At 70.6% G+C, this 12,093-nt stretch carries 10 protein-coding genes; 2 read left to right on the top strand and 8 right to left on the bottom strand.

What is annotated here, in order from left to right; all coding sequences use genetic code 11:
- Positions 1-51: 51 nt before the first annotated feature.
- Together OH768_RS51470 and OH768_RS51465 are read left to right on the top strand one after the other, a co-directional pair.
- Complete coding sequence (locus OH768_RS51470) at positions 52-867, top strand: SAM-dependent methyltransferase (RefSeq protein ID WP_406464390.1); 816 nt, start codon at positions 52-54, stop codon at positions 865-867.
- 204 nt (positions 868-1,071) lie between these two features.
- Entirely contained in the window at positions 1,072-2,094 is a 1,023-nt protein-coding gene (locus OH768_RS51465; RefSeq protein ID WP_406464389.1) for an LLM class flavin-dependent oxidoreductase, read from the top strand.
- On the opposite strand, the gene OH768_RS51460 is transcribed toward OH768_RS51465, so the two are convergent.
- From OH768_RS51460 to OH768_RS51425, 8 genes are all read right to left on the bottom strand, one after another.
- Entirely contained in the window at positions 2,031-2,384 is a 354-nt protein-coding gene (locus OH768_RS51460) for a hypothetical protein (protein WP_406464387.1), read from the bottom strand. The two genes, OH768_RS51465 and OH768_RS51460, sit on opposite strands and share 64 nt — an antisense overlap.
- A gap of 548 nt (positions 2,385-2,932) precedes the next feature.
- A complete protein-coding gene (locus tag OH768_RS51455; RefSeq protein ID WP_406464386.1) occupies positions 2,933-3,550 on the bottom strand; it encodes a sigma-70 family RNA polymerase sigma factor in 618 nt (205 codons plus the stop codon).
- 156 nt (positions 3,551-3,706) lie between these two features.
- Positions 3,707-4,324: a hypothetical protein gene (locus tag OH768_RS51450; RefSeq protein WP_406464384.1), complete on the bottom strand. Its 618-nt coding sequence runs from the start codon at positions 4,322-4,324 to the stop codon at positions 3,707-3,709.
- Between the two features lie 242 nt (positions 4,325-4,566).
- Entirely contained in the window at positions 4,567-5,397 is an 831-nt protein-coding gene (locus OH768_RS51445) for an ABC transporter ATP-binding protein (RefSeq protein WP_406464382.1), read from the bottom strand.
- 6 nt (positions 5,398-5,403) lie between these two features.
- Entirely contained in the window at positions 5,404-6,369 is a 966-nt protein-coding gene (locus OH768_RS51440) for a FecCD family ABC transporter permease (protein ID WP_406464381.1), read from the bottom strand.
- A 56-nt stretch (positions 6,370-6,425) separates the two neighbouring features.
- On the bottom strand, positions 6,426-7,466 hold the full coding sequence (locus OH768_RS51435; protein ID WP_406464380.1) for an ABC transporter substrate-binding protein: 1,041 nt from the start codon (positions 7,464-7,466) through the stop codon (positions 6,426-6,428).
- 118 nt (positions 7,467-7,584) lie between these two features.
- Positions 7,585-11,841: an amino acid adenylation domain-containing protein gene (locus tag OH768_RS51430; protein ID WP_406464378.1), complete on the bottom strand. Its 4,257-nt coding sequence runs from the start codon at positions 11,839-11,841 to the stop codon at positions 7,585-7,587.
- Positions 11,838-12,083 carry a phosphopantetheine-binding protein gene (locus OH768_RS51425; RefSeq protein WP_406464376.1) on the bottom strand — a complete coding sequence of 82 codons (246 nt, stop codon included), beginning with the start codon at positions 12,081-12,083 and terminating at the stop codon, positions 11,838-11,840. Before OH768_RS51425 ends, OH768_RS51430 begins: the two co-directional genes overlap by 4 nt.
- Positions 12,084-12,093: the final 10 nt, after the last annotated feature.

The following is a 12,093-nucleotide window of genomic DNA, read 5'->3' as shown; positions in this document are numbered from 1 at the left end:
TTTACTGAGCGTTCATCCCGAACCTTCACAACTCGCATGGGAGACACGGCGTTGCCCGACAACGGATGGCCGGCCGACCGCATCGACACCGAACACGCGCACTCCGCGCGGATCTACGACTACATCATGGGCGGGAAGGACTACTACCCCGCCGACAAGGAGGCGGGCGACGCCATGTCCCGGGAGTGGCCCGCGCTCCCGATCCACATGCGCGCCAACCGGGACTGGATGAACCGGGCCGTGCGCTGGCTCGCCGAGGAGGCGGGCATGCGCCAGTTCCTGGACGTCGGCACCGGCATCCCCACCTCCCCGAACCTGCACGAGATCGCCCAGCAGGTGGCTCCCGAGTCACGGGTGGTCTACGTCGACAACGACCCCATCGTCCTCACCCTCTCCCAGGGTCTGCTCTCCAGCACGGCCGAGGGCAGGACCTCGTACATAGAGGCCGACTTCCGTGAACCGTCCGCCATCCTCGACGCGCCGGAGCTGCGCGAGACCCTGGACCTCTCCCGGCCGGTGGCGCTGACGGTGATCGCCATCGTGCACTTCATGCTCGACGCGCACGACGCGGTGGGCGTCGTACGGCGCCTGCTGGAGCCTCTCCCCTCGGGCAGTTACCTTGCGATGTCGATCGGCACTGCCGAGTTCGCGCCGCAGGAGGTGGGCCGCGTCGCCCGCGAGTACGCGGCCCGCGAGATGCCGATGCGGCTGCGCACCATCGACGAGGCCCACGAGTTCTTCGACGGGCTGGAGCTGGTCGAACCCGGCATCGTCCAGGTCCACAAGTGGCACCCGGACGGCACGGGCGAGCAGAACATACGCGATGAGGACATCGCGATGTACGGAGCGGTCGCGCGCAAGCCGTGACCATCTCGGTGCCGGGACCGGCCGCACAGCCGTTCCCGGCACACGGGGAAGCCGCCAGGGCAACCCATGCGGTGAATCGACGGCAGTCGCGCAGCTGTCTGCCGCCTCCCTGGGGAGGTGTCCGATGGCCGCACTGGCCGGTTGGGCTGGCCACGGTGCGTCGGCCCGGGGAATCAATCGTGACTGCCGGACGCTCTGGCCTGCGTGAAGAAGATAGGTTTCCTTTCGTTCGGTCACTGGTCGCCGAGTCCGCATTCCAAGACCCGGTCCGCCGCCGACTTCCTGCACCAGTCCATCGACCTGGCGGTCGCCGCCGAGGAGCTGGGCGTGGACGGCGCGTACTTCCGCGTGCACCACTTCGCGCAGCAGGCGGGCAGCCCCTTCCCGCTGCTCTCGGCCATCGGTGCGCGGACCTCGAAGATCGAGATCGGCACCGGCGTGATCGACATGCGCTACGAGAACCCGCTGTACATGGCCGAGAACGCGGGCGCGGCCGACCTCATCTCCGGCGGCCGACTGCAGCTCGGCATCAGCCGTGGCTCACCGGAACAGGTGATCGACGGCTGGCGCTACTTCGGCTACGCGCCCGAGGAGGGTGAGACCGGCGCGGACATGGCCCGCCGGCACGCCGAGACATTCCTCAAGGTGATCGAGGGCGAGGGTTTCGCGCGGCCGAATCCGCGGCCGATGTTCCCCAACCCGCCGGGTCTGCTGCGCGTCGAGCCGTACTCCGAGGGGCTGCGCGAACGGATCTGGTGGGGCTCCAGCTCGAACGCGACCGCCGTCTGGGCCGCGAAACTGGGGATGAACCTGCAGAGTTCCACGCTGAAGGACGACGAGACGGGCGAGCCGCTGCACGTCCAGCAGCGCAAGCAGATCGAGGCGTACCGCGAGGCGTACAAGGAGGCGGGGCACACGCGCGAGCCGCGGGTGTCCGTCAGCCGCAGCATCTTCGCCCTGACCGACGACGTGGACCGGGCCTACTTCGGCCACGACCGCAACTCGCGGGACCAGGTCGGCATGATCGACGACACGACCAGGGCCATCTTCGGACGCTCGTACGCCGCCGAGCCGGACGTGCTGGTCAAGCAACTCAAGGAGGACGAGGCCATCCAGGCCGCGGACACCCTCCTGCTGACCGTCCCGAACCAGCTCGGGGTCGACTACAACGCCCATGTGCTGGAGAGCATCCTGACCCACGTGGCACCGGAGCTCGGCTGGCGCTGAGACGTCTCGCGGAGCCCCCACACATCCATCGGCGGCCTGCCTGCCGGCGCGTCCGCGTGGAATCCGGGCCCGAAGAGTTCGGCCCGCTTGGCGAGGGTGAAGCGGTCCACGGCCGACAAGCCGGGCACCACCTGTTCGCGCCACACGGTGTCGACCTCGTCCCGGGTCACCGATTCCCCGCAGAGGCTCCAGCCGACCAGGGCGATCCGGTCGCGGTCCACTTCGGGGCACCGGTACAGCCAGTCGGCCACGGGAGTGACGGCCTTCTCCCAGTCGGGACGGAGCGGCACGTTCCGTTGTTGGGGATCACGGTGGGCCGTGGCCGAAGAGGGCGGCGGCGCGCTCCCAGCAACGGCGCATCTCCGCGAAAACGGCCTTCTCGACGCCGGGCGCCGCGGTGCCGAGCACAAACATCAGTGCGGCGGATCCATAGCTCGCGGCCCGCAGGAAGCCACCCCGGGCCGAAGCGATGTGCGTTGATCCGGTCCACGGCGGCCAACACCTCACGGCCTCCGCACCGCCGTAGCCGCAGACACCGAGCAGCAACTGGGTCTGGAAGTTCAGGTCGTCGGACGCGAAGAATCGGACGCCGACGGCCGGGGTCGCGGTGGCCGCCGGGGCAACCGCGAGACGAGGGTTGAGATCTTCGCCGGGAACTCCATGCCCCGCTCAACCGAACCGGTCGAGCACCTCCCGAGTCGAGGTCCGGGCAGGACGGCACTCCCCCGCCGTCCTGCCCGCCCTGCCCGCCCGTCGGCTCAGTCCTGCATGAACACCCGTACCGCCAAGACGTGTTGGTGTTCGGCGGCGCCCCAAGGCGCGACAGTCGATCCAGTACTCATACCGTCGCTACGGCCGGCTCGTCGGCCTCGGCCAGCAGATCCGTCAAGGTCGCCCGGGCCCGTGCCACGCGGGAGCGGACCGTGCCGATCGGACAGTCGCTCGCCTCGGCGGCTTCCGCGTAAGGCAGGCCGAGCATCTGGGTGAGGACGAAGGCCTCGCGGCGCTCGTCCGGCAGCGACGCCAGGAGGTCGAGGAGCGCGACGCCGTCCTCGAAGCCGGGCAGGTCGATCGGCTGGGCCAGTTCGATCGCGAGCCGCCAGTCCGGTACGTCGGACAGGCGGGGTCTCGCGGCGGCGTACCGGTAGCTGTCGATGACGGCCCGGCGGGCGATCGACAGCAGCCAGGAGCGTGCCGAGGAACGCCCCTCGAAGCGGTGCAGGCTGCCGAGCGCACGCAGGAACGTGTCCTGCACGAGGTCGTCGGCTGCCTGCGGATCGCCGCAGAGATGAGCGACGTACCGCTGGACATCGCGTTGTAAGGCCCGGACGAAGTGCTCGACCGCGTCCGCGTCTCCGTGGCGGGCGGCAAGCGCCCACGCGGTTATCGACTCGTCGAGAGATGCCGACCTCTTGTCGCCTTTGCCGCGCGGGGCGGGCAGGGCAGGAGTGATCACCTGGTGTCCTTCTCGGTCATCCGTGATCCGGACCTGGGCACGCGGGAACGCAGGCGGTCCGGTGAGTGGGGAAAGACGGCCCTACGGCGCGCTTGCGCGGACGTACGGCCGAGGCCGGAGGCACGCCGTACGGGCGGCCTCGGGGTACCGGCTGTCTCAGGCGACAGCGGTCCGCGCGGGCGGGCCCCGGGAGGTGATCGAGTGGACGAGGAGGAGGGAGTGCGGCGCCCGGTCCGAGCGGAGGCGACGCCTGCGGAGGCGCGGGCGGTCCACGGGCGCGGGCAGTGCCAGCAGCAGCCGCAGCGGAGCCGCCAGTCGGCTGACGACGATGCGCAGGATGCGGAACGCGGCCTTCTCGCCGTGGGCCAGCCAGAGCCCGCAGAGCAGGGCGGCGAACAGGTGGGCGACGAGCATGCCGGTCGAGGGCGTACCGCCGGCCGACGATGCCGCCATGTCCATGGAGCCCGGTCTCATCGAGCCCATGGTCATGTCCGTGTTCGCGGAGGCCGACACACCGGACGCCGACTGGGCGAGCGAGAACGCCGAGTGCAGCATCGTCTGGGAGACGACCACGACCGTCACGATCAGCGGGAGGCCGCGCTCACGGCCCGTCAGACACCAGCCCGCGGCGCCGGTGACGACCAGTCCGGCGGACATTGCCCACGCGGGCACGTGGTGCCCGGACATCATGACGTGCCCCAGGGAGGCGAGCACCACGCAGACGGCCGCGAACACCGCGGCCCGTATCGCGCGGGAACACCACCCTGGTCTCATGACGCCTCATCCTGGCACCAAGAAATCGCATGTCACGTGCGGGTAAGCAAACCCACAGCGCACCACACTCAACCCACAGCATGTGACCCGGGCCACACCAAAAGCCCGGAACTCGGCGGGAATCCCGTCCGACTTCTGTTGGAGAGGGGTCTCCGTGCCGAGGGGCCCGGTATATGGACGACGGAGACATCCAGGACAGAACCCCGGAGCCCGTGACGGACCCCGGGGCCCGACCGAGGGGGTCAGCGCACGGCGGGCTCGGTGGCAGCGGAGTCGGCCTCGGCCGCCACCGTCTCGTCGCGGGCGAGCGGCTGGGCGGCGTAGGTGATGCGGATGACGCCGTCGGCGTGCCGCTCGGCGCGTGCCCGTACGCCAAAGACGTCGCTGAGGATCTGCGGGGTCAGTACCTCCAGGACCGGCCCCGCGGCCACCACCGCTCCCTCGTGCAGGACGGCGAGGTGGTCGCAGAGGCGGGCGGCCAGGTCGAGGTCGTGCAGGACCGCGAGCGTGGTGATGCCGGTGGCGCGGATCAGGTCCAGGAGCTCGAACCGGGCGCGGATGTCGAGGTGGTTGGTGAGTTCGTCCAGGACGAGGAGTTGCGCGCTCTGCGCCAACGCCCTTGCCAGCAGGACGCGTTGGCGTTCGCCGCCGGACAGGGAGGCGTAGTCGCGGTCCGCGTACGGTCGTACGCCGCAGTGGTCGATGGCCTCCTGTACGGCCCGGTGGTCCTCGGTGCCGTCGCGTCCCAGCAGGCCGTGGTGCGGGGTGCGGCCGAGGGCGACGATCTCCGTCACGGTCAGGCCGGTGGTGTTGCCGGTGGCGTCCTGGAGGACCGCGGCGGTGCGGCGGGCCGCGGCGCGGGCGGACAACGTCCATACGTCGTCCTCGCCGACCCTGACGACGCCGTCCGCCGGGCGGAGCGAGCGGTAGACGGCGCGCAACAGGGTCGACTTTCCGCTGCCGTTGGGGCCGACGAGGCCGACGATGTCGCCCTTGCGGGCCTCGAGGCTCACGCCGAGCAGGATCGGGCTGCGGTCCAGGGTGATGTGGAGCTGGTCGACGGTGAGTTTCATGGGGCTTCAGTCCAGACCCTTGTTGTGGCGCAGCAGCCACAGGAAGAAGGGGGCGCCGAGGAGGGCGGTGAGGATGCCGAGCGGCAGTTCGTTGGGCCGGTTCAGGGTGCGGGATAGCAGGTCGACGAGGACCAGGTAGACCGAGCCCGACAGGGCTGTCAGGGGCAGGAGTCGGCGGTGGTCGGCACCGGTGGTGAGGCGGACGAGGTGCGGGATCATCAGGCCGACGAAGCCGATGCTGCCGGCGACGGCGATGACGGTTCCGGTCAACAGCGCGCTGAGCACCAGGAGTACGGCGCGCAGCCGGTTGACGTCGACGCCGAGCGCGGTGGCGGACTCGTCGCCGGCCAGCAGGACGTTGAGCCGCCGTCCGAAGAGCGTCAGGAGCGCGGTGGTGACCAGCACGACCACGGTGACCGTGGGGAGTTGGTCCCACTGGGCACCGGCCACACTGCCCAGCATCCAGAACATGACCGTGCGCAACTCGGTGGGTGTCGCCTGGAGTTGGACGAAGCTGGTCGCCGAGAGGAAGACGTAGCCGACGGCGACCCCCGCCAGCACCAGCCGGGTCGGGGCCAGTCGGCCTCGTCGCTGGCCGAGCGCGAAGACCAGCGCGCCGGCCACCACCGCGCCGATGAAGGCAGCCGCCGACACCCCGAGCCCGGCGAGCGCGGCGCCGCCGCCCAGGGTGATGACGAGGACCGCGCCGAGCGTGGCGCCGTAGGAGAAGCCCAGCACGATGGGGTCGGCCAGCGGGTTGGAGACCACGGTCTGCAGCACCGCGCCCGACACGGCCAGGGCCGCGCCGACCAGGGCGGCCAACACCACGCGCGGAGTACGGAAGTTCCAGACGATCTGGTCGAGCGCGGGGTCGGAGGGTGCCGCCCCGACGCCGGTGACATGGTGCAGGACGATCGCCCACACGTCACCGAGCGGGACGTTCACCGCGCCGATACTGATCGCCACGATCATGGTCGCGAGCAGCGCGGCCGGCAGGAGCAGGAAGGCCAGCGGAACCCTGATCCGGCTCAGAACGCGTCCGGGTGCAGCGCCTTGGCGATCTTCTCCACGGCCAGGTCGTTGCTGGGGCCGAGGTACATCGAGTCGGACAGCGTCACGTACGTGTTGTTCTTGGCGGCCGGCCACTGGGGGAACTCCTTCAGCAGTTTCCTGGCGTAGGCCGCCGGGTTCGGGTCGTTGTAGCCGATGACGACGAGGGCATCGACATCGGTCGCGGCCACCTTCTCCTTGCTCAGGTCGGCGAAGGAGGTCTTGGAGGCGTTCTCGAAGGCGTTGGAGCCGCCGGCCTTGGCGAGGATGTCGTTGTAGATGCCCTTGGCGACGACCGAGCTGAAGTCGTTGCCGCCCATGGACATGTTGGAGAACAGCACCATGACCTTGGGGGTCTTCTTCGCCTTGGCCTTCGCCGAGACGGCCGCGATGTTCTTCTCGGAGGCGGCGATCAACTTCTCCGCCTTTTCAGCGACGTTGAAGACCTTGCCCATGTCCCGCAGCAGCGTGTAGCTGTCGGCGATGGTCATCTTCGAGGTGTCCTGGGCACAACCCTGCGGAGAGACATAGCTGTTGGCGCCGACGGCCTTCAACTGGTCCCTGGTGGCGAAGCCGTTCTTCTCGTCGAATCCGTACGAGGTGGTCGACAGGACGAGATCGGGGCGCAGGCCGAGCATGGCCTCGCGGGGGATGTCGTAGGCGTCGTTGAGTTTCACGTTCCCGGTGGGCAGTGCCTTGATGGCGGCGGCGCGGCCCGCGACCTCGGACATGCCGTAGGTCTGCTGGTTGGCGGCGATCTTGTCCTGGAGGCCGAGCGCCAGGAGTGTGGAGACCTCGGCCACGGAGGCGCCGTTCATGACGACGACCCGGCTGGGTGCCTTCTTGAACGTCTCGCTCCGGCCGCAGTTCTTCAGGGTCACCGGATAGCCCGTCCTCGACGCGGCGGCCTCGGTCGTCGTGCCGCTCGCTGCGTCGTCGTCCGAGGAGTCGCCGCATGCCGCCGTGAGGAGGCAGAGGGCTGCGGCCAGGGCGGTGGCAACCGGCCGGTTGATCGACATGCGGGCTCCTTGTGTACGGGGTCTGCTGATGGAAAAAGGTCATGGAACAGGTCATGGGTTGAAGGGATCTGTTGCAGTAGTCGGGGCGAAGTGATCGCGAGTTCCCGACAAGTCCCGTCTATTTGACGGGTGTTGTCGGGGCGGTCAGCTCACCCGCGGCAACGCAGTGGTCCAAGTAGCCGAAGACCAGGGCGCGATCGACGGGCGGGCAGGTGATGCCGCTGCCTTCCAGTCCGGCGCGGACGTTGTCGGCCCGCACATGGCCGAGGCGCAGGTCGGTCGGCGCGGACTGCTCGGCGGAGTCGAAGAAGGCCAGCGTCGTGGCGGCGACATCGGCAGAGCGGGGCAGCTGCTCCCGCCAGCGCGCCAGCGGCAGTCGCCGTACCGGACAGCCGTACTCCTCCACCCAGTCGTAGACCTCATCGAGCCGCACCCGGGGCAGGGTCGCGTGCTGGAACACCGGACCGGCCGCACGATCGGGGGCGAGACAGAGGTGTACGACGGACCGGGCCACGAAGTCCACGGGCGTCCAGACCTCGTCCTCGAACAGATCGGGGACGATCCCGGCGGGGATACCGGCCCGCAGCACGCTCCACAGGAAGTCCCGCTCGTTGACGTATCCCGTGCCCGACGGACCGACCACCCGGCCCAGGCGGTGCACGGTTACCGGAAGACCGCGCTCGGCCGCCTGCTCCAACAGCCGTTCCGAGGCCCACTTCGACTGCTGGTAGCCGTACCGGAGTCCCTCGTGCGGCGGCAGGAATGCCTCCGGCACCTCGGGGCTGTGGCTCGCGGGCGGGGCCACGGACAGGGTGGAGACGTAGTGGAGGGGTGTCGTGTGCACGGCGGCCAGGCGCAGCAGGTGCTGGGTTGACTCGGTGTTGGCGGCGCGCAGAGTGGCGTAGTCGCGCATGATGCTGACGGTCGCGGCGTTGTGGAAGATCGCGTCGCAGGTCGTGGCGAGATCGGCCAGCGCGTCGCGGCTCAGGCCGAGGTCGGGGCGGGCGAGGTCGGCGGGGAGGACCGTGATGCGGTGGCGTGCCCGCTCGTCGAGGGCGATGCCCTGGCGGTCAAGGGCTTGGTGGATGCGGGCGGTTGCCTCGGCCTGGTCGTGGGCCCGCACCATGCAGACGATCTCGGCTCGCGTGTCGGTGAGGAGTTGGGCCAGTAGGTGAGTGCCTACGAAGCCGGTCGCGCCGGTGAGGAGGATGCGGCGGGGGGCCTCGTCCGGGACGCGGCTGATGCCGGGCCGGATGCCCGGGTCGAGGGCGGTGTCGGCGAGGAGGGCCGGCGGGAGTCCTGCCTGGGTGGACGGTGGTTGGGCGTTCTCGCCGAGGAAGTCGGCCAGTGCGGCGGCGGTCGGGTATTGGAAGAGCCACGCGACCCGTATGTCGCGGCCGAGTTCGACGCCGAGGCGGTTGGCCGCCTGGATGGCCTGGAGGGACTGGGCACCCAGGTCGAAGACGTCGTCGTCCACGGCGAGGGTGTCCGTGCCGAGGAGTTGACGCCAGACGGCGGTGACGGTCCGCTCAAGTGGGCTGCCGGTGGTGGGGAGTTGGGGCGCGGATGTCGCGCTCAGAGCGGCTCGGTCGATCTTGCCGGAGCCTGTGCGGGGCAGCCGGTCGAGGAGTTCGACCGCGGAGGGGATCATGGCGGCGGGCAACCTGGTCCGCAGGTGGTGTCTGACCTCGGACGCGGACGGCGCCGGTGATTCGGCGACCAGGTGGGCGGCCAGGCGCCGGGTGCCGTCGGGGAGGGTCTGGCCCACGACGACGGCCTCCCGGACGCGCGGGTGGGTGAGCAGGGCGCTCTCGATCTCGGCGGGCTGGACGCGGTGGCCGCTGATCTTGAACTCGTCGTCCGCCCGTCCCAGGAACCGGAGTCGGCCGTCCTCGCCGATGTCGGCCAGGTCGCCGGTGCGGTAGGCGCGGGGGGCGCCTGGAAGCGCGGCGAGGGGTGCGAAGCGGGAGCCGTCCGGTACGACGCCCCGGTAGCCACGGGCCAGGGCGTCGCCCAGCAGGTACAGCTCGCCGTCGACCACGGCGGCCCGGGTGCCGGGCAGCGGCAGACCGATCGGAACGTCACCGGGGTCGAGGGCAGGGTCGTGCAGGTCGGCGACCGTGGCGACCACGGTGGCCTCGGTCGGCCCGTAGGTGTTCAGCAACGCCACCGACGTACCAACGGCCTTGCGCCAGCGGTCGACCCGTTCGGGCAGGGCCGCCTCACCGCCGACGACGACGGTCCGTACGCTCTCGGGCAGCGCGCCGGCGCCGGTCGAGATCGCGTGGGCCACCTCGTGCCAGTAGGCGGTGGGCAGATCCAGCACGCTCACGCGCAGGCGGGCGCACTCGTCCAGGAAGCGCGGCACCGATTCGGTCATGTCGTCGGCGCGGATCACCAGCGTGCCGCCGGCACACAGGGTCAGGAAGAGTTCCTCCACGCTCGCGTCGAAGTGCAGCGGGGCGAACTGCAGGACGCGGTCCCCGCGTTGGATGCCGTAGCGGTGTGTGGCCGCCACGACGAAGTGCGCCAGCGCGCTGTGCTCGATCTCGACGCCCTTGGGGCGGCCGGTGGAACCCGAGGTGTGCAGCACGTACGCCAAGTCGGCCGGACCGGGAGTCGACGGCATGGCAGCAGTGGCGCACGCCGAATCCGACTGGTCCAACGGGAGTACGGCGTAGTCAGGGAAGTCGGCCGCGCGGTCGCCAGTCGTCATCACGAGCGCCGGAGCGGCGTCGGCCAGGAGGTGGGCGGTGCGGTCTGCGGGGGCTTTCGGGTCGAGGGGGCAGTAGGCGGCGCCTGCCAGCAGGACGCCCAGGATGGTGGTGACCGCGTCGATGCCCCGGGGCAGGGCCACCGCGACCACGTCGCCGTGGCCGACACCTCGGGCAGCCAGTCGACGTGCCATCTCGCTTGCGGTGCCGAGGAGTTGGGCGTACGTGAGGCTGTCCCCCGCGTGCTCTACGGCAATTGCCGAGCCCCGGCGAGCAGCGTGCTCGGCGATCAGGCTCAGCACCGGGCGGGCCTGGGCGGGCAGCGGGCCCCCGTCCAGGACCTGGACGGCTCCGGCGGCGGAGGTACCCGCCAGTTCCCGTAGTGGCCGGTCGGGGGCGGCGACCGCCCCGTCGAGGAGAGCGAGCAGACCCCCCTGGAAACCGGCCGCCCCGCTCTTCGTGTACAGGTCGGGGTTGGCGTCCAGGGCGATGCGCAGGCCGGTGCCGTCGGAGCGGTCGTAGACGTTGACGGCCAGGTCGTCGACCGGTCCCGCGGACACGTTGTGGACGGTGCTGCGGTGGCCGGCGAACCGCAGGTCGTACGCGAACGGCATGATGTTCACACCCGGCCCGGACAGCCGGCGCTGACCGCCCACCAGCTTCAGGTCGCGGCGCAACTGCTCGTAGCGGTAGCGCTGGTGGGGCAGTCCGGCGCGCAGTTCGCGGGAGACGCGGGTCGCGAGGTCACGCAGGGTGTCGTCGGGGGCGACGGGCACGCGCAGGGGCAGGATGTTGCGCACCATGCAGGGGACACGCAGGGAGACCGAGCCGAGGCGGCCCATCGCGGGCAGGCTCAGGACGATCTCCGGGGCGCCGGTGACCCGGTGCAGGTGGGCGGCGGTCGCCGCGAGCACCACCTCGGACCACGTAACCGAGAGGTCGCGGGCGACCGTGCGCAGGGTGGCGTTCCAGGCCGCGTCGAGGTCGGTGACGTGGCGGTGGAAGGTGCGGGCGGGCAGGGCGGAGCGGCCGGCCGGACTCGCCACCGGCGGGCGGTCTGCGTATCGCGAGGTCCAGTAGGCGCGGTCCTTGGTGTGGCGGGCGGACTCGCGGTGGGCCGACTCCTCGGCGCGGACGGACTCCAGGGTGCCGAAGCCGCTGTCCGGAACGGGTTCTCCGGCCACGAGGGCCGTGTAGACCTGGGCCACGCGGCGGGCCACCAGCGAGAGTCCGAAGCCGTCGAGGGCGATGTGGTGGACCCGGTGGTACCAGAGGTACTGCTCCTGCGCGGTCCTGAGCAGGGCGTGGCCGAAGACGGGGCCGCGGGTGAGGTCGACAGGGCGGGCCATGTCCTGGTCCATCCAGGCCAGGGCCGCGGCCTGCGGATCGGGCTCGGCGGTGAGGTCGGCGATGTGGGTGCGCCAGTCGCCGGCCGGGGTGTCCAGCTGCCAGGGGCAACCGGTGTCGTCGGTGACGAAGCTGACGTTGAGGGCCTCGGTCTCGGCGACGACGTGGTGCAGGGCGGTGTCGAAGGCGGCCGTGTCCACGGGACCGTCGATACGCACGTATTCGGCGGTGTTGTAGGCGGGACTGTCCGCGTCGAGCTGCTGGCCGGTCCAGATGCCTTCCTGGGCGGCCAGCAGGGGGTGGCGCGCGGTCATGGGGTCGACTCCCGCCGTGCGGAGAGGAGTTGCCACCACTGGGCGAACGAGGTGCACTCGGCGAGTTCGAGGAAGGTCACGTCCACGCCGGTCTCCCGCCACCGTTCCACGAGGGTGGTGATGCGAAGGGAGTCGAGTCCCGCGTGGAGGGGGTGCTCTTCGAGGTCGACTTCGTCGGGTTGCTGGTACAGGAACTCCGCCAGGTCGGCGCGGAAGCCGTCCAGTGTGAGGGAAGCTGTCATGTCGTCATCT

This window comes from Streptomyces sp. NBC_01622, assembly GCF_045209635.1.
Lineage (GTDB): Bacteria > Actinomycetota > Actinomycetes > Streptomycetales > Streptomycetaceae > Streptomyces.
Note: the sequence above shows the minus strand (reverse complement) of the source record. Positions and strands in the feature narration are given on the sequence as shown.